This is a genomic window from Bacillus shivajii (assembly GCF_020519665.1).
GTDB classification, from domain to species: Bacteria; Bacillota; Bacilli; order Bacillales; family Salisediminibacteriaceae; genus Bacillus_CA; species Bacillus_CA shivajii.
Genome location: NZ_CP084703.1, coordinates 541234 through 560290, shown reverse-complemented (window position 1 = coordinate 560290; position 19057 = coordinate 541234). Strand labels below are relative to the sequence as shown.

16 protein-coding genes are annotated in these 19057 nt (G+C 34.1%); all 16 read right to left on the bottom strand.

Annotation, left to right across the window (positions count from 1 at the left end):
- Window positions 1-243: 243 nt before the first annotated feature.
- The gene (locus tag LGQ02_RS02800) at window positions 244-531 is read right to left on the bottom strand and encodes a hypothetical protein (protein ID WP_226516721.1); all 288 of its coding nucleotides are present in this window, start codon (window positions 529-531) and stop codon (window positions 244-246) included.
- Between the two features lie 52 nt (window positions 532-583).
- Window positions 584-778, bottom strand: coding sequence for a hypothetical protein (locus tag LGQ02_RS02795; RefSeq protein WP_226514489.1), 195 nt, complete (start codon window positions 776-778; stop codon window positions 584-586).
- A gap of 118 nt (window positions 779-896) precedes the next feature.
- On the bottom strand, window positions 897-1403 hold the full coding sequence (locus LGQ02_RS02790; RefSeq protein ID WP_226514488.1) for a hypothetical protein: 507 nt from the start codon (window positions 1401-1403) through the stop codon (window positions 897-899).
- A gap of 163 nt (window positions 1404-1566) precedes the next feature.
- Complete coding sequence (locus LGQ02_RS02785) at window positions 1567-1719, bottom strand: hypothetical protein (RefSeq protein ID WP_226516720.1); 153 nt, start codon at window positions 1717-1719, stop codon at window positions 1567-1569.
- An 803-nt stretch (window positions 1720-2522) separates the two neighbouring features.
- Window positions 2523-3020: a GNAT family N-acetyltransferase gene (locus tag LGQ02_RS02780; RefSeq protein WP_226516719.1), complete on the bottom strand. Its 498-nt coding sequence runs from the start codon at window positions 3018-3020 to the stop codon at window positions 2523-2525.
- An 88-nt stretch (window positions 3021-3108) separates the two neighbouring features.
- Window positions 3109-3312 (bottom strand): hypothetical protein, encoded by a 204-nt coding sequence (locus LGQ02_RS02775; protein WP_226516718.1) that lies wholly within the window; start codon window positions 3310-3312, stop codon window positions 3109-3111.
- Between the two features lie 1266 nt (window positions 3313-4578).
- Entirely contained in the window at window positions 4579-4869 is a 291-nt protein-coding gene (locus LGQ02_RS02770; RefSeq protein ID WP_226516717.1) for a hypothetical protein, read from the bottom strand.
- Between the two features lie 318 nt (window positions 4870-5187).
- Window positions 5188-6558, bottom strand: a complete 1371-nt coding sequence (locus tag LGQ02_RS02765; protein ID WP_226516716.1) for an SIR2 family protein — start codon at window positions 6556-6558, stop codon at window positions 5188-5190.
- On the bottom strand, window positions 6555-9143 hold the full coding sequence (locus LGQ02_RS02760) for a hypothetical protein (protein WP_226516715.1): 2589 nt from the start codon (window positions 9141-9143) through the stop codon (window positions 6555-6557). Before LGQ02_RS02760 ends, LGQ02_RS02765 begins: the two co-directional genes overlap by 4 nt.
- Window positions 9144-9904: 761 nt before the next feature.
- Entirely contained in the window at window positions 9905-10921 is a 1017-nt protein-coding gene (locus LGQ02_RS02755) for a type II TA system antitoxin MqsA family protein (protein WP_226516714.1), read from the bottom strand.
- A 60-nt stretch (window positions 10922-10981) separates the two neighbouring features.
- Window positions 10982-11332 (bottom strand): hypothetical protein, encoded by a 351-nt coding sequence (locus LGQ02_RS02750; RefSeq protein ID WP_226516713.1) that lies wholly within the window; start codon window positions 11330-11332, stop codon window positions 10982-10984.
- Between the two features lie 225 nt (window positions 11333-11557).
- Window positions 11558-11779: a YdbC family protein gene (locus LGQ02_RS02745; RefSeq protein WP_226516712.1), complete on the bottom strand. Its 222-nt coding sequence runs from the start codon at window positions 11777-11779 to the stop codon at window positions 11558-11560.
- Window positions 11780-11812: 33 nt separating this feature from the next.
- Window positions 11813-14806 carry a type I restriction endonuclease subunit R gene (locus tag LGQ02_RS02740; RefSeq protein ID WP_226516711.1) on the bottom strand — a complete coding sequence of 998 codons (2994 nt, stop codon included), beginning with the start codon at window positions 14804-14806 and terminating at the stop codon, window positions 11813-11815.
- Window positions 14803-16131, bottom strand: coding sequence for a restriction endonuclease subunit S (locus LGQ02_RS02735; RefSeq protein ID WP_226516710.1), 1329 nt, complete (start codon window positions 16129-16131; stop codon window positions 14803-14805). Before LGQ02_RS02735 ends, LGQ02_RS02740 begins: the two co-directional genes overlap by 4 nt.
- Window positions 16128-18140 (bottom strand): type I restriction-modification system subunit M, encoded by a 2013-nt coding sequence (locus LGQ02_RS02730; RefSeq protein ID WP_226516709.1) that lies wholly within the window; start codon window positions 18138-18140, stop codon window positions 16128-16130. Before LGQ02_RS02730 ends, LGQ02_RS02735 begins: the two co-directional genes overlap by 4 nt.
- Window positions 18141-18153: 13 nt before the next feature.
- Entirely contained in the window at window positions 18154-18705 is a 552-nt protein-coding gene (locus LGQ02_RS02725; RefSeq protein WP_404802401.1) for a recombinase family protein, read from the bottom strand.
- Window positions 18706-19057: the final 352 nt, after the last annotated feature.

The window sequence follows — 19057 nt, the reverse complement described above, 5'->3', positions numbered from 1 at the left end:
TTACACGCCATTTTCCTTTTTTATTGATTTTTTAACATTAATAGAAAAAATTCTTATTAAACTAATCTCCCGTTAGTTGCACAAGATTCTCCTGATGCGCAATAACTAATCGGATATGTTATGTTGCTGTTCAAAAAAAATTAGCCCAGCCCTTCTAGACTGAACTAAGATCTCCTCAATGTCTTCTTCAACTAATGCTCTCCGTTAGTTTCAGTTCATTACTTTTCAATGTAATATTTTCTATTAGGCATTAACTCTGCTTTTAATTCTATAAATATAAATTGTTAGAAGAATAGAAGTAATGAGAGAAGATATAACGAAAGGATTGCTCCACCATGTAACATTATAAACCGTACTGAAAGTAACCTCATTTGGCAATGTACCAGCTTGTTCATAGGCATCAACAATATCTGGAACATTAGTAACAGTTAATATGTAACCAGAAACCCATTGGGAAAGTAAAAATATAGCATTTAATGATAATAAAGAAATTAAAAAAATGGATATAATTTTTATTGGTTTGTTCCTCATATAAACACTTCCTTTCAATTCATAAATAAGTACATCCTTTCACAAAGTGAATTTATTTTTTATTTCTCTCATATATTGCTACTGCTAGGGTTGAAAGCCCAGCTAATATCGCTATTGGCAAAGCCTTTGCCATATGTGCTTCTGCATTATACTGATTATTATATACGATTAACAAAGAGAAAATGGATATCGCCATAACACTTATTAACGAATATCTTATTATGTAATTTGAGTTTTCATTTTTCATACTTCCGCCCTCCCTTTATGAGAATAAAAGTAGCACCAAGTTATAATGTTCTTCACCCTCTTAGTAACATAACAAGATCTGCTGGATCTTACCCTAAAGCACCCGTTAGTTAAAACGTTTACTGAATATCGCTAATTATTTGTGGGTCGTAATCCAATTCCATCTGGATGGTTTCCACATGTTGTTTGCCATCTATCGTTGTCCATTGAATAACCATAAAGGTCCTGTTTTCAATTTCACTGGGAGTTAGATGTTTTTCAGGATAAAATCCCCCTCCACCTTGCTTTGCAGGTCCATCTTCAAGTATGTCAGCATTAAAGGTGGACACATGGTGTGGTTTCTCCCCATCTTCAAAAAAATCATAAACTTTGACCTCGACTTCTCCATTTAATCCACTTGTCTCACCTAAAAAAGTCACTGAATGACTTCCAGAAGTACCTTGTTCCCCCACTCCCTGCCAAGCGAGTTGATAATCTGTTATCTCCCATTCCTCGCCTTGACCACTCATTTTCAATAAGTATTGAGTATTATCTATGGTGGTAGGAAAATACAGTTTAACAAAAGCGAAAGTAAGGAGGTTGGTAATGACAATCATTCCAACAACCCATGTTAGCTTTAATTTCAATTTATTTCTCCTCCCAACTAATCCAAACCTTTCAAGCCTTTATATAACGCTAAACTCCCCATTAGTTTAACATTATTTCCCATCTCATTGGCACAAAAAATAAGCCGCAAAGCTGCAACTCAAAATTTACTAACGCTCTCCGTTAGTTATACTTTTTGAACTTTTATTTCTTTTCATTTTCCTCTAATTTTAATTTAATTTGTTCTAATAACTCATTCTGTTTATCCTGTTTTTCTATGATTTTATCAGTCATCTTTTCAATCGTCTTTGTGATAGACCATAACGATAGAATAATAACAATTACTACTCCAAACATTCATTCACCACTCTCTCTTTAAATCTCTCGATAATTTAACCAAAGAGGAGTTATTTTGCTCCCCCGTTAGCGACACAGCGGCAGCGATAGTCTGTTCCGCTAATGCTCTCCGTTAGTGAAATTTACTTTTTAGGTAATTTAATGAACGTTTTATACATAATCAAAATATATGAAAAAATAAAAATTACCCAGATAAATGAAATTGCAGAAGTAAAAAATTGAAATAAATAAACACCTGCTAAAATCCCCATAGAAACGAGACATAATTTTAATAATGCAAAATCCCATATTGAATAATCCTTTGTAGTTTGAAAAACTTTTTGTACCCAACCCATTACTATATCAACCCTTTCCTTTTCAGATTAAAAGAATAGCCGAATATTTAACTATCCCTGATTTTTACTAAACTCCCCTTTAGTTTAACATCATTTTCCAGATGACTGGCACAAAAAATGAGCTGCAACATTGCAACTCGAAATTTTACTAACGCTTCCCGTTTGTTTAAGTACAATAGTTCACATAGTATTTATTCTTTACTTCTCACAACACTTAAAATTTCAGAAACCCCCATTGCAATACTTGCATTGAGCATTCCTAACACTGTCCAAATTAAAGTCATTCCATCATATTCCCCTATAAAATTCATTACAAAGAAAATAAAACAAAATGCAAATATCATTAGTCCGAAAACAAATAAAAATCTAACCAAAACTATACCTCCAGTAAAGCTCCCTGATAGCAGAATAACAGTAGTTGCGGCTTATTCCACTATCGCTCCCAGTTTGTTAAATAAGGGTTAAAGATTATAAAACTAAAACCATCAGTTCATCATCGAAGTATGTATCTTCAATTTTTAATCCTCTATTATCTATTCCATATGTCTTAAAACCTATTGAATGGTATAGATTTTTTGCAGGTAAATTACTTGATGTTACTGTTAAGTAGACTTGTTCTATCTCTTTTATATCTTTAGCCTTTTTTATTGCCTCAGTCATTAAAATTCTCCCAATACCACATTTACGCTTATCAGGATAAACATACATTGCAACAACGTTAGCTCTATGTTTTGTCTTGGGTTTGGTTTCTAAAATTAAAGTTACAACCCCTGCAAGCTCGTCTTCAACAAAAGCACCAAATGTAAAAAAATGCTCAAAATTTAAACGATTTTCAAAAGTTTCTAGAGAATATTCTTTTTCCTCTTCATAACTGGAACTGAATGCTTCAGGCACTGATTTTAACGCCTCTAATCGTATTTCTCTATAAATTAACGCATCTTCTGGTTCAAGTATTTTAATTACCAAAATAATCCCCCTTATTCTTATTAAATTCTTCTCCCCGTTAGTGTGATTCACATATTAATAGTTAGCGATTATTACTTTATAGAATGGACTATTTATTTTTTTGATAATAAATAATAAGTCTATGAACTTGAAAAAATAAAAAACCTAAGAGAAAAGTATTGATTAAGTAACCTCCATACAAACTTATATCAGCAATACCCTCTTCTTGTATGTCTTTTAGAATTAAAGCGAGTGTTATTACAGTTGGAAAAATGATAACCCACAAAATTAACTTTCCAGACCATTTTGGCATTGCCATCACTCCTTTTTAAAATCTTCTTTGTAAGTATTCGTTCTTGGAGAAACCTCCCCGTTAGTTTAAGTGAAAATCTTCACAAAATCACTACACCCTAACCAAATTTTAACATATACAACCAATTTATTGTTTAATTCATATGGAATGTTTATTGCGCATCAACCGTCTATTATGTAATAGTGCTCACATTTATTCCTAAATGAACTTAAATTAAAATGTATAAGTTCGAGATAAATGATCGTTTAAAAATAAAATTCGAACTTTGTTTTTACTACTTAAATGATTCTTTTTGCAAGGGGTGTATACACCCTCCTAAAGGTGTATACACCCCATCTAAAAAAAGTTCATTTTCTCTAGTAACATCAATGGGTTAAGGGTGTATACACCTAGAGAAAAAAACTGTGAATTATCCTTTAATAATAAGGGGGGGGTGTATACACTAATAATACTAATTAAGTAATAGTTATAGTGTACATAATTCTTTATTTCAAAGGCTGTTAACACTGAACAATATTTACAAATTAGTTTTTAGAATAGTTTTCTTTACCCGATATACTCAGAATATCTAAATCATGAAACTGTTACTATTTGAGCGCTGGTAAATGACATGTCATTTTGTGGTAACTTTCCTTTCATACGTTGGTACAAATTATGTCATAAATGGTACGTTTGGGTGGCAGTAAATCAAAAGGATAATTGCAACTTGTTTTTTACTACTTAAAAGATACATTTTTGCTTGTTGGGATCCCACCTCCAAAGTGGGATCCCAACATGTTAATTGAAGTTCTCATTTTCCAATTCCTTCAAGGTATAAAACGTGGATCCCACTTAAAGAAAAAAACAGTTTATAATCGAATAAAGTAAAGAAATTGGGATACCTGAGATACTAATTAAATGACAGTCCAAACAGAAAATACAACATTTGAATCGAATCAATTTAACGAACTGCAAATTCTAACTTTTTATGTACACACAACCTGTTAACAACCGTTAACAACGTTAACACGCTAATATTAAGGGCTTTTTTGTTAACAATGTTCCTAAAAGAAAGAACATACAGATTTAACTACAGAACAAGATCTCTCAATACCATTAATACTACAACCAAAAATAAGCTATTAATCACACACTGAATAATTCAGCATAAAAAAAGAACTCATTAACTTAGAGTTCTTCTTATACCTTTTATTAATTTTGTGAGATCAGGTAAGATGTTTGCTCTCAACCGCTGCAAACGAAGGATTTCTTAAACCCCATTTAATATTAACCATTTTTTTTCGTAAGTTCATCAAGTTGTTCAATAACTCTTCTAGCGATATTCTTTATTTCAAAAGGATTCATATTAAAATGTTCTGCAGCCCTCTCGATGGGAGTTTTCTGTTTGTCCATCTCGAGATATTCTCCAAAGTCCTTTGCACTCTTTGCCATTTCCACATCAACATAAATTATATACTCATATACTTTCCTATCAAATTCATCGAGGTATCTCATTGCATTCCGATGCTCCAAGTCATTAATTAACTCTTCAATTTCAAACCTTTCATCTTGAAACATAGTTTTCCCACCTTTAATGTATTTTACTATATTATAACTACATTTGAAATTATTGGGGATATACCATATTACAATTTATCTATTAAATGAACCCTAGAAAAATTACTATGATGCCACTACAACTACTTGGAGTAAAACCGAATTCTGTATCTATTTTGACACACTTTTTGATCGAGTTCTGTATCTAATTTGAATGGTACTAAAGACAAAAAAGATACAGAATAATAATTCTGTATCTTTTATCTTAATTTTGCGTTATTAATTTATGTTTTTTATACTTACCTTTTTGATCTGTTTCTATTCTTATAAAATTCCCTACTAAAAAGGAACTTTCGCAAAGTTAGTAAATCCAATTGGCCTGAAATCAATTGGGCCAAAATACTCTTGGTATCTTTTAGATACCCAATTAGACATCATTCCCATTTCACCTTCTTTATCTACAACTTGAATCGTTACCCGTTGTTCCGGCTTGTCTCTATATAAGTGTTTTTGAAGTTTGAATCTAAATAATAAGTCATCATCTGACAAAGAGTATCCAATAAATATAACTCGGTCTGCTTCCCTTAATAGGGCATCAGCTTTTGTTTGAAGTGTCAACCAATGACTGTGTACTTGATGCTTCTCTTGCATTGGAGGAAATAAGAATTCCTGTAACTTTGAATGATCATACTTACAATCTGTATTTGTATATGACTCCACTAATTTGTCAAATCTTCTTGGTCTAAAACAGGTTGGACAAATCATCCAGTCTAGAGAACCATGAAGTTTAATAACCTGCAACCTATTAGAACCTAAATCTATTTTCTGTCTATCAGCCTCTTCCCCTTCTTGGTCAAAATTTAAAATATAATCTATTTTGTCAGGAGAATATTGATTCTTCAAAGACTGATCAAAGAACATATCATAATTTAAGTTTATAAAACTAATTTCATTATTTGATTCAATAATAGGTTTCAGATTATAAATAAGTTGATCGTAATCTTGACTCTCTGGATCTCCATTGTTTAATTTATTCATAAATTGTCGCATATCATTTATAAGTTCGGCTTTAAATTTTCTTAAACGTGAAAGTGTAATATGACTACTGAAATTTTCCTCCCGATCTAAAGCAATTTCAATAAAATTTAATACTTGACTGAAGGAAGGAAAGCTTTTAGCTCGGTCAATATCACTACCAAAAGCTTCACTAATAAACTGAATAAGTTCGTCTCTTGGACTTTTTTCTTTTAGCATTGCGTAGAGCAATTGATTCCCATCTGGCATATATTTAAAGGAAGCTCCTGCTCCAAAAACAACTACTGTTTTTTCAAATTTTCTAATGGAATTTTCGTTTAATAAAACATCTAATGATTGAATATCTTCTTCTTCTAATTCATAGTCTTGAATTGAGCCCTGAGTAGAAAATGAAAAGCTATTAAAATCTCTTGCTATAAGTTTAATATTACCTAAATCTCGCCAAATTTTTTCATCTAAATATCTAAGTCTTGCACCATATTCTTCCCATTCTTTTATTAAAGAAGAAAAGTGAATATCATTAACATCAATTTTTATTTCTCCGTAGGTAGCATCATGACTAACATCTTTTCTTTCTATATTTAGCATGACAGTAGCAGAATGACTTAATGTAGTTAACCAAGCATTAAGGTGAGTAGTTTGATGATATGTCTGTTGTTGATAATTTAATTTCATTTTTTCACCTTCTTTAAGGTGAATTCTTTTCTGACACGTATATTAATGTCATCCTTTATGAGTTGTTTTAACTTAGCTATTTCTTCGTGTTTAGAGCTAGTATCTCTTAGTCCAGCAGCTAGATTTATTCTCACTATTAAGTTATGATCTTTAACTAGTTTTAATAATGTTTGAATCACTAAATCCTGGAGATGGACTGAAGATTCAGTCAATAAAGGGAGTAATTGCGGTAGCCAATATGCTGAAACTGCTTTTACACCAGTATCTTCGTCACCTGATGCCATAAGCATTTGTTGTACAGTGCTACGTAATAATTCTTTATTTCCTCTATTATTATCCCACAAAACCCCTAATGACTTTACACATTCAGCTTTCACTTCATCTGTTAAACTTGGCAAAATTCCAATGATTCTCTCTAGTACAATTGATAGTTCCTCTTCTGTTAACTTTATTCTAGCTAAAACCAATACTGTACCTACAAATACCGACGCTTGGCTCCCCATTGAACCAGTAAATAGACCTTTCTTTTCCATTAAATCAACCTTAGTTAATGACCTTTGAAAAATGTCACTCTTTATTTCATAATTTGCTAATATAGAAGGATTTGTAATAATTGAAATTCCTAGGTTATTTAAAGTTGCGTATTGTTCTTCTGGCTTCTTCGTTTTAACTGAAACATATTTTAGTAATACTGGTAGAGCAGCGTCTAAAAGCTTCTTGTCACTTATTGTTGATAGTATACTAGCTAGTATGGCTCCAAACCTATAATAACCATACGAAATTGTTCCACTCGATCTACTTTTTATTTCTTTATCCAGCTCTTTTATTACCCAGTTCACTATTGAGTTAAAAGATGATTCACTTATTAAAGTCAAAAACTCTGGGTACATTGAAATGATTACAATACTTTTATCATTACTCCACCATCTCTTTTCCAGGTAATCGGCAATTTCCTTCCTATGCTCTTCTTCAGCGTCTTTATTCATTTTGACCAACACATTTATTAGCAATTCTGAGTGTTCTTTTTCTTCCTTTAGATACTCTTTAACTTTATCTGAAGCTATCTTTAGATATTGTTGACTGATTTTTTCCCATGAAGGGATTTTGGATAACACTCTTATTATTTCATTTTTTAGTAGTACGTCACCATGATTATATTCAGTAAACATTTTATCTAAAACTGATTCTTGAGTTTTTTGATCCAATCTATCAAAAATCTTCCCTAACCCTCGAATTGACGGTCTTTTATAATCAAAGAATTTATTAAAAGAATAATTTAATTTAATTGTTTTAAGTAGTATACTAAGGACTAGGTGTAGGTCCTCTGTAGATACATAGTCCATCATTATATTAAGGGTATAGATCCTACCCAGTTTAAAGTGCCGGGCTTCCCTATCTACGAATAACCATATAAAGAAATCATTTAGTTGTTCTTTATTTTCAAAAGGAAAGTGGTCTTCAATAATACTTCTAATAGCTTTTTCATTGTTTACTATTACTGCATCATATAATGATATACGGATAAGTTGCTTATCATTAAGGGCATAACCTGCATTAATATAATTTTTAAGTCGCTCCGTAGATAAACTCATAACACCATTAAAACTTCCTACTATCTGAAAATATTGTTCAGAAAGGTTATAATTCCGATCTGCATTAAATAAATTATTTGAAGACCTAAACCCTGACTTACTCAACAAAAAATTTTGAAATAACTCATTTCGGATTTCAATATCAGAATTCTTTAGGTGTCGGTCGACATTTATCAATTCACCTTGGACTGTTTCCATTTTTCGCCTATTTGTATTAAGAGTAAATGCATCTTTTTGTGTTTTTACTATCTGCTCAGACATTCGGACGTTTAAATCTATTTCTTCTTTTAAACGTTTTCTTTCTAAATCATCGAGTTTAGCCTCTTTTAAAACCTCCTGTGCTTTTAGATAGCTCGTTAAGGTAAGTTCATATTCATTTTTAAAATAGTGATGAAAACCTTCATTCATATAGTAGATTGTAGATAGGTACTTATCATATCTCGATTCTTTTTTTGCTATTTCAAGTAATAATTGGGCTGTTTCAAAACTTTCACTTCTTACAAGAAAGCCATGAATATAAATAGCAACCGAGAACAGTGGAATATGTTCTGAACATTTAAGTAAATCATCTAGTTTCCCGTCTTCAATTTTTTCTTCGTTAAGTACAGTAACCATCAGATTCAATATTTGTTGTCGTATATTCCACTCTTTTTCAATATGGGTATCTTTTAGTTGTTCATATAATTCACAAAGTTTTAAGGAGTATTGACGTATTCTTTGTATCTCGTACCTTTCCACCCCTACCAATACTTGCAGAAAATAATAATAATAATATTCCGCACTAGTTATAGATGGGGCAAACTTTTGGTTAGGGTCATCCAAATAATGATAAGCATCTTCAACCCCAAACTCAAAACGACGGTAGACAACATGTTGGCATAGCACATGTAATTCTTTTCCAGTTATTTCCTTCTTCCCTATTTCAGTTTCCTTTGCGTTGCAACCGAACCCTTTATAAAGAAATTTATATATCGGCTCTATAATTGAGTTCACAATTTCACTCCTATCTAAATTTGGCAAGATATGTATTAACTATTTTACTTGAATTTCAATCCTATTAACAGATTTTAACCCTTATTCTTACATTAATAAATATTTACAAAAATATCCCCTCATTTGTTTTATAGATTTCCATACATAATTGTTATCCTTTACACGGATAACAAGACCCAAGTAAAATTATTATGCACCTATCATATTTAAACGAATGTTTAAAACTTTTCCTAAATGACTCCAATTGAGTCTGTTTTTTCTAAGTACTTACCTAAAAAAAAGTTGAATTAACTTATTTTCTGTCACAACTTAATTGAATTTTACTAGGACCAACTATTACCATCAAAACCTTAAGGAAACTGATCGTCAGAGAGAAACTATTGTCTAAAAAACATAAAAAACTATAAACTAAATAATTAAACATAATTTTGTTCAATAAAAGTACACTCTGCACGAACATATTAATATGTTGTAAAATCAATATAGGCATATGTTCAAACAGACTTGTTCTAAAGGCTAGAGAAAGTGTGATGGATATCCACAGAAGTACCGGAGTCGCAAGAAGTACAATAAACCGTATTAAGAAAGAATTAACTAAAATTGACTTATATAAAAATTTTCTTTAAAAAAGAAATACCCACTTCATCTCAAATATTGTACTAAAGCAAGATTTTTTATAAATCAAAAAAAAAGCAATGGTGGCACCATTGCCTTCTCGACCTTATTAGTTGATAATTAACTTGTCTTTAAACATGTACTCGTTACTGCATGGACAGTGTATCTGCAAAGTCGTAAGATATAATGTTTCTGTCAGCAGTGTTTTTCCAACCATCTTCTTCATGAGAATAGTTACTAATTGCAACAGAACCATAATCCTTAAAAAACTCGTTAATACTATGAAGAATATTGGTTTCTTCTTCGTTAAATACAGATGGGTCAAATTCTTGCTGTGCTTTAATATTAATAAACGTATACTCGTTAATGAAATCATAATCAATATCAATAAACTCATTTTTTTCAATTGTTGACAATAGTAGGTCATGATCCTTTGGAACAGGTCCATAAGGTAAACGGACATATGGCATGCCACTAATAGATATCATATTCCGTTTATAATTAAAGAAATCTGCATAAAAAAGTAATTTCATTAGTTTAGTTTTTTGTACACTGTTTTGGGTAAAGAATAAGATCATATTAATAAATTTATAAAAATCAAAGGAACTATATCCTGAATCAATTGTTTTTTCGTGCAATTTGTAATTTATATTTAATACTTCAATTAATCCCTTTTCCACTGAGTTTTGCTCAGTGTTTTTTAATTTTTCTATAATCCTCGCTTGCTCTTTTTCAGTAAATTTATGCTTGTTTGACTTAAAGTAATCATCTATTGCTTCTGGCTTTTCTTTTAAAACTTTTAATACATGCATATGTGAAGAGTCAGGAATGTATTTTCCGCTCTCATATCGTGCAATTGTAGCTTTACTCCATCCCAAAATACGTGAAAATAAATCCATAGACAGACCGTACTGCTGTCGAATAGCTTTAATATCTTGTAAAGAAAGGTTAACACGTTCTTCATACAAAGAAGTTAGAGTTTTCATGGTTTCTGAGTCCAACAACTCATCGTACAAGTCTTCTCCACAGGGACATTGTAAAACACGTTCGATGATTTCAAAAGTTTCACCTTTGAAATTGTATGAAGCTTTTCGTTGAACAATAGCAGCTTCAACATCCCTTTGGCAGTTATCACAAAACTTAACTTTTGTTGATACCATCATAGTGTCCTCCATTTTATTTTCCCCCATTATTAATTTATTTTATCTATATTGAAAGTATTATTACCAGTCTTCGTGGAAAGATAAACATACACATCCACGGTTATCGATTTTCATTTTAATGTAGGTTAAGACACCGTTTACTTCCTTTTTAAAAATCCAAAGAATTTTTCCGTCATGAGGTCTATCATTGTCAATAACAGGACCAGCTTCATAATGGTTTGGAGTAAGTTTTAACGTTTCATCCCACATTTGATCGACACCAGTTACGCCTATATCAAGAAGAGCTTCTATCCACTTTACTCTTTTTCCAGATGGATGGTTGTAAGTTCTTTTGATAAAGTCTTTCTTGCCTCTAGAGATGAGTTGTTTAGCTTCACGGAGAAAAGCTTTCTTTTCTTCTTCAGTAGCCACGCTAAAACATCATCTCCCTTAAATGTAGTATATCCAATATCGGTATCAAATGATACCAAAAAAATACCGATTCGACAAAACTTCCGTTAATTCGACAAAAATGCTTATAACAAAAGAAAAAAATGGAGGACATAATACAAGTATAGATTTTATTTCCAATATTACAACCATAATAAAACAGGAGAAAGAAACATTTTCTGCCTCATTCTCCTGAGACTTTGTAAATCATACCTGCTTTTCATTCAGAATTCTTTTTAATTCTCCCACTTCTTCTTCCATTAGTGTGACTCCCTTTCCCATTTTCACATGATCTGGTGCCCACTCTCGAAGATCATACTTTGGATCACGCCCATTCCAAATAACGAGATTGAGTTCTTTCTTCCATCCTTTCGGCGATTCAGATAATACACCGAGATGTTCGATGATTTCATATTTTATGTCTGCCACCGTAATCTACTCCTTAAAATATTACAAATGTACTTAATCGCGTCCTCGTAGTTCATTGTAAACTTCATCAATCATATCTTCCATTAAAAACTCTTTGAACTCTGCATCTTCAAGGATCTTCATGAAGAATTCCTCGTTGTTTTGCATACGATTTACGACAAAGTCCATAAATGTACGATTAAAACTAAACTTAAAGTTATCCTTAGTATTGCTCTTAGCTTTTTGTGCCAAATCTTCATCAGCTTTCATGTCTTCAACAATCTGGTCTCTTGATAATTTATCCGATTGCGTAAATTCGGTTCCAAAACGTTCATTCATTCTTTCAATGATCGAGGAAAGACGCTCTTTTTCTTCTTCTCCACCTGCAGCAGTTCCATGTTGCCCTGGAATGAGGTATTCACCACCAGTCTCATCAAGCGAAATACTTCCTTCAAACGTTTTTTCATTTCGGTAATATTCTAAAGCAACATCATCGGAAAGGTATACAGGGTCTTCGGCTTTTCGTGGGAGTTTCTTCAATAGTGAACTCAGATAAATAAATCTTTTGTGTAGATCGACATCAGAAAAAGGTCCAATCTGCAAAACAAAAGCATACGTTCTAACGAATTTCATCGCTGATGATTTAAAGTAATCTTGGTTTTCATCATCAAGCTCGTTAGTAAATCTCTGCACCGCAGGATCAAGGGCCGAATTAAGCTTCCCTTGAAAGCGTGCGCTTTTCGCCGGCTGATCACTGTATTGAAGGTTAGTAACGGCATCTACTTCCTCTTCGGTATACACTTGCATCGCATCGAGTTCATGTTGAACGTCATAAAGAATATTAGGGTCGGTTGTTTCACCCAGTCCAGTGACCTCATAATACGTTTGGAAGGCTGCTTGAATCGTCTCAGGATCATTCACAAAATCTAAAATAAACGTGTCATCCTTACCTTTGCACGTTCTGTTTAAGCGTGAAAGAGTTTGCACTGCCTTAATCCCATCAAGGGGCTTATCAACATACATCGTATGGAGCAATGGCTCATCAAAGCCTGTTTGATACTTCTCTGCGACAAGCAGGACTTGATAGTCATCGGTATGAAACTTCTCTGGCAATTCTTTCTCACTGAATTCGTTCAATTCTGCTTCCGTATAGGGGATTCCACTATCTTCAACCGTCCCCGAGAATGCAACAACCGTGCGCAAATCAGTATAACCCTTTGCTTTAAGGTATTTGTCAAAAGCAATCTTATATCGAACTGCATGAAGGCGACTCCCTGTGACGACCATCGCTTTCGCTCGTCCATTGATTTTGTGTCGAGTAACTTTTCGAAAGTGTTCTACCATGATCTCTGTTTTTTGTGCGATGTTATGTGGGTGAAGAGAGACGTAACGAGCTATTTGTCGGCTTGCCTTGTTCTTCACTACTTCCGGGTCCTCTTCAATGCTTTTTTCAATTTTATAAAACGTCTGATAGGTAACGTAGTTTTTTAACACATCATGAATAAAGCCTTCTTCAATCGCTTGGCGCATGGAGTAAAGATGAAATGGTTCATATGTGCCACCTTCTCCAGGGGTTCCAAACCTTTCCACGGTCTTTGGTTTCGGTGTAGCTGTGAAAGCGAAGAAGGAAATATTCGACTGATCTCCACTTTTCGCAATCTCTTCGATCATGCGTTCTTCAGCATCCGTTACTTCCCCTTCTTCCATCATGCTCTGTTCATAAGCTTCTTCCAACGTTATATCAGAAAGAAGGGCAGTCATCGCTGATGAAGCCTTCCCACCTTGTGAACTATGAGCTTCGTCGATGATGATTCCATACTTTCCACGGCTGAATTCACCAACTTTATCAAGAATAAACGGGAACTTTTGTAACGTTGTGATAATGATTTTTGTCTTGTTTTGGATTGCTTTCGCTAACTGGTTCGAATCTTCATCGATTTTCTCGACCATACCCGCCTTATGCTCCAGTTGATAAACTGCATCTTGAAGTTGCTTGTCTAGCACCCGTCGGTCTGTAATAACAATAACACTATCAAAGATCGGTTGTTCTTCTTCATCATGAAGTTTTGCCAAACGGTGAGACAACCACGATATACTGTTGGTTTTGCCACTCCCTGCCGAATGTTGAATTAAGTAATTCTTTCCTGATCGGTGTTCCACCACATCGGCTTCTATTTTTCGTACCGCATCAAGTTGATGGAAGCGAGGAAAAATCACGACTTCTTTCTCGTCAATAATATCACCATTACTGTCGCGAATATTTTCTTTTTGGATATAGACAAAACGAAAGAGAATGTCGATTAAACTCTCAGGTTGAAGAATTTCCTTCCATAGATACGATGTTCGGTAATCACCTTCCACAATTGGATTTCCTTTTCCTCCATTGTTACCTCGATTAAAAGGAAGAAAGAACGTCTTGTCTTTATTTAATTGTGTCGTCATATACACTTCATCGGTATCGACTCCAAAGAAGACAACGGCACGTTTCTTAAATTGGAAGAGTAACTCATTTGGGTCGCGATCTTTCTTAAACTGCTTCATCGAATCTTCAACAGTTTGCCCCGTCAACTGGTTTTTCAACTCCATAACTACCATTGGTAACCCATTGATTGAGAGCATCATATCAATGGACTTGTGGCTTCCAGTACTATAATAGACTTGGCGACTAACGGTAAAAATGTTTTGTTTATACTTTTCAATAAGCGTTCGGTTCATATCTGTTGGTGGTTTGTTGTAAGCAAGTTTGAGTGTGACGCCATAGTCTTTGACTCCATGACGTAAGCAATCGATCATTCCCCGGCGACTAAGCTCTTTACCAATGCGATTCATGACTTTGAACTGAAATTCTTCTTTATACGCTTTTCTTAACCTCTCCATCGACTTTGGTTGGGTCGCTTCAAAAAACGTAAAGAGTGTTTCTTGATCGATCGCCCACTTCTGAAAAGTCGCAAGAGCAGGGCCAGTTAACACTCGCTGTTGATACCCTCCTTGTATCAATTGTTGTTCAATGTTCTCTTCAAAGCCTCTTTCACTCATGTCGATACTCACGATGACGACACCTCCCCCTGTTTGGTTACATCCACCATCTCACGAACATCAATTTTACCTGTCACTGCTTCGTAAATGAGAGATTGGCGGTATTCTTTGAGTTTATTTATTACTTTTAGGTTGTTATCTATTAAATAATCAATTTCATTACTTATTTTATCTAAATAATTTGCAATTTGATTCTGTTCTTCTATCGGAGGAAGAGTGACTAGTATTTTCTTAAAGTCTTCAGAATATGTCCTCCACCTCATTAACATTATACCTCTACCATATTTGTAACAATCTCCCTTAAAGTAAAAATTCCTGAAATAATAATGGTAATAATCTTTATTTACCAAATCTTTATTTAACGGTCTATAAACATCATAATCTGGGCTTGTAACTCCATCAAATTTAGAGATGCCTATGGAGCCCATCCATGCAAGCAATTTATTTACTACAATATCTCCTTTTCTAACTATCTTATAATTTATTACAGTTTGTGATTTATTACCTTTTTGTTCCATATCCTTTCTTGGCCTAACACCAATACTTGTGAATAACGACAATAGTTCCGCTTCTTCGTTAAAATTCCTATCATTTACTTCAGAGAAAAGGTACTTAATCCTTTTCTCTTCCCAATGCTCAGGAATCTCCCCAATCCATTCCACACCAGAGTCCTTCATATTCACATTCGGGTCAAGTCCTTTCGTGACCGCTTCTGCAATGACCGACTGACGCTGTTCTTCGAGTAGTTCGATCAGTTTTTCTTTGTCTGTAATGAGAGAGTCGATGTCAGCGATCTTCTCTTCAAGAAATTTAACTATCTGAGTCTGTTCTGCTAAACTCATTACTAATAATGGCATTCTTTTTAAGTCTGAAAAACTCATTGATTGCCTTACTCCTGCACCTAAATTATAGAAAACCTTACTTATATCATAGGAGTGTAGTAAAAAGTAATAGAAATAACTATTGAATTCTTCTCTTTTCTTTTGGAGAGTAGTATAAGCAGAAGTAATAATCCCCTTACGCTTTACGTAACCACATCTAAGACTTTTTTTATCATTTTGCAAATCAGTCAAACGCAAAACAATGTTTCCCTCATTTACAATGTTATATGTTTCAAAGGACTCAGGTAAAAGCCCCATATTAGTTTCAACATTTCTCGACACTATATTTCCATAACTTAGGGAAAGCACATTAGTTTCCAGATTTCCAAAATTCTTATTTTTCAATTCACTAAATAACACGTAGAGTGGCTTTACCTCCCAAGATTCAGGAATATTACCAATCCACTCAATCCCACTTTCTTTATATGAGGGATATCTTTTAACTTTTTTCTTCACACCATCACCTTCTTCAACTTCTCTAAGATACTTGCTTCGAGTTCTTGAATTTCTGCCTTGATTTCGCTAGATGGTCTGAGTTCTTGATACTTGTAGAAGTGCCTTGTGAACGGAATTTCGTAACCAATCTTCGTCTTTTCTTCATCGATCCAAGCATCGGGTACGTGTGGCGATACTTCTCGTTCAAAGTAGTCATGAATGTTCTGTGTTAATGGTACGTTTTCTGTATCTCGCAACTCTGGATCAGGTTCCGCGTCACCTTTTTTATTCTTCACACATACGTCGGCAGTTTCATCTTTCTCCGATAGTGCTGCAAGAATCGCTTTCTGTAATGGTGCTTTCATCACTATTCCTTCGTTCGTAAACGTTGCTTTTAGTTTCTCTATGAACGTTTCTCGGTTTTTATATAATGTTTCATCATTCAACGTCTGTAATGCTTCGATGATTGCCTGTTGCTGTTTCTTGCCTTCTTCTCCCTCTTTTAGCCCTGCTTCACCTTTTTTCTTAGATTTTGCAAGGTTTTGGAACGCTTTTTGCTCATGCAAACGTTCGATTCGTTCTTCATCGACTTTGAAATTAAGTTTCAGCGGTCGTTCAACTACGATCTTTTGGTAGCCAAAATCCTCGTTATCAAAGATTTTTACATTTTCGTTTTCTTTAAACTCCCCATAAATACGAATAATCTCATCGATCTGCCCAGGTGAAATTTCATGTCTTTTTTCTCCCATGCTCTTGCGCATCTTCTGATAGAAATCCACTGCATTTACGAGTTGTATCTTTCCTTTCCGCCATGCAGATTTATGGTTGGTTAAAATCCAAATGTACGTGGAAATACCCGTATTGTAAAAAAGGCTTGTTGGCATAGCGACAATACCCTCTACAAGGTCATTTTCAATCATGTAGCTACGAATTTCACTTTCTCCACTACCAGCATCCCCTGTAAACAAAGGTGAACCGTTCATAATGATTGCTAATCGAGAGCCTTTAGGATTCTCATCACTGACAGGCTTCATTTTCGATACTAGATGTTGCAAGAACAGCAATTGACCATCACCAATACGAGGTAAACCAGCACCGAAACGTCCGTTCATCCCTAAATTCTCATGTTCTTCACGAACAACTCTTTCTGACGGCTTCCACTCAACACCATACGGTGGATTTGTGATGAGGTAGTCAAACCTTTCTGTTGGAAAAGCATCGCGCGTTAGCGTATTACCAAATTTAATATTCTGTGCTTCTTCGCCTTTAATCAGTGTATCAGCCTTGCACATCGCAAACGACTCTTCGTTTATCTCTTGAGCGAAAAATTCTAACTCAGCAGATTCATTCATTTCTTTTAAATATTCTTGAGCGATGGACCCCATGCCACCCGTACCAGCACAACTATCATAGAGCGTTTGTGTGATTCCTGGTTTCGTTAAGATGTCGTCATCATCATTAAACATCAATCCTACCATGAGGCGAACCACTTCACGAGGCGTGTAATGGTCCCCTGCTTCAGCATGTTCTGAATAACGACGGATCAATTCCTCGAAAATGTATCCCATCTCAAGATTCGAGACGACATCAGGGTGTAAGTCAACTTCTGAAAAACGTTTTACTGTTAGGTATAGAAGATCATTACGATCCATCTTTTCAATTTGCTTATCAAAGTCGAAATACTCGATAATCTCACGAGCGACTTTTGAAAAACCATTTATGTAATCACGAAGGTTTTCCGCAATGTTATCTGAATCATTGAGGAGTTTCTTAAAATCGTAGTTACTCGTGTTGTTGAAGAGTTGCTTAGATTTCCGGTTCAAAATTTCGTCTCTTGCTTCCTCAGGTAAATGCTTGAATTGTTCATAAGTTTTTAATACGTCCTCTTTGGTATCTTCTAAAACATTATCAAAACGGCGTAAAACCGCCATCGGTAGAATTACTTTACCGTAGTCTTCAGGCTTATAAGGTCCCCTTAATATTTCTGCAATTGTCCATAAAAAATTCACTTTATCTTGAAAGTTCACCATTTCATATTCTCCTTTATTTTTCACTAATGTATTGTTGTTCCTCTCTTTTCCTCAATTCACGGTAGAACGAGCTCCTACTAACTTTGGTAATTGCACAAATCTCTTTTACAGTCTTATCACCTTTTTCATACAACTCTATTGCATGATTCATACCAGGGTGCTCGTCCGTATATTTTTTTACCCGACCTCTAAACTTCCCTTTAATCTTTGCTTGTTTGATTCCTTCACGCTGTCTCATACGAATCATTTTACGTTCATATTCAGACAAACCGGACATGACTGTTAACAAAAACTCTGAAAAGGGGTTTTCATCTGTCATATCAAACCATGTATCTTTTATTGAACGTAGAGCCACTCCTCGTCCTTTCAACTCATCAACTAGTTGGAGTAGATCTACAGTTGAACGACTAATCCGATCTAAACTATGTACTACAATAACATCCCCATCAGTTACTTCGGACAACAATTTATGAAGAACTGGGCGGTCAGTTGTTGCTCCACTCATTTTTTCTTCAAAGATTGTCTCACAACCTTCTTCTCTTAGAGATGATCGTTGACGATCCATATTTTGATCCACACTTGAAACACGCGCATAACCATACTTCAAAATATCACCTCATTTTAGGATATATTTACTATTATTTTACACTTATTTTTGGAACAAGTAAATGGGATGTTGAAAACCCTTGAAAATCAACACCCAAACAAAGTCCCAATAGAGTAGAGCCTATTGGGACTTTGTACTATATACCCTTAATATATTGTATTACATTTTCACCTAAAACACTGGGCTGTTCGAATACCTGCATCATTTTAAATTCAAGGTAAATAAAAACATAAGAACAATCACCTTTTATGATAGAAGTTTTCCCATCTCCATAGGGTACTTTTCATTAAGGGATTATACTTTGTTCCAA

Bases quoted from the DNA above. Each gene is read 5' to 3' on its own strand.
- LGQ02_RS02800 (WP_226516721.1), bottom strand. From the start codon at position 531: ATGAGGAACAAACCAATAAAAATTATATCCATTTTTTTAATTTCTTTA.
- LGQ02_RS02795 (WP_226514489.1), bottom strand. From the start codon at position 778: ATGAAAAATGAAAACTCAAATTACATAATAAGATATTCGTTAATAAGT.
- LGQ02_RS02785 (WP_226516720.1), bottom strand. From the start codon at position 1,719: ATGTTTGGAGTAGTAATTGTTATTATTCTATCGTTATGGTCTATCACA.
- LGQ02_RS02775 (WP_226516718.1), bottom strand. From the start codon at position 3,312: ATGCCAAAATGGTCTGGAAAGTTAATTTTGTGGGTTATCATTTTTCCA.
- LGQ02_RS02770 (WP_226516717.1), bottom strand. From the start codon at position 4,869: ATGTTTCAAGATGAAAGGTTTGAAATTGAAGAGTTAATTAATGACTTG.
- LGQ02_RS02765 (WP_226516716.1), bottom strand. From the start codon at position 6,558: ATGAAATTAAATTATCAACAACAGACATATCATCAAACTACTCACCTT.
- LGQ02_RS02755 (WP_226516714.1), bottom strand. From the start codon at position 10,921: ATGATGGTATCAACAAAAGTTAAGTTTTGTGATAACTGCCAAAGGGAT.
- LGQ02_RS02730 (WP_226516709.1), bottom strand. From the start codon at position 18,140: ATGGTGAACTTTCAAGATAAAGTGAATTTTTTATGGACAATTGCAGAA.
- LGQ02_RS02725 (WP_404802401.1), bottom strand. From the start codon at position 18,705: ATGGATCGTCAACGATCATCTCTAAGAGAAGAAGGTTGTGAGACAATC.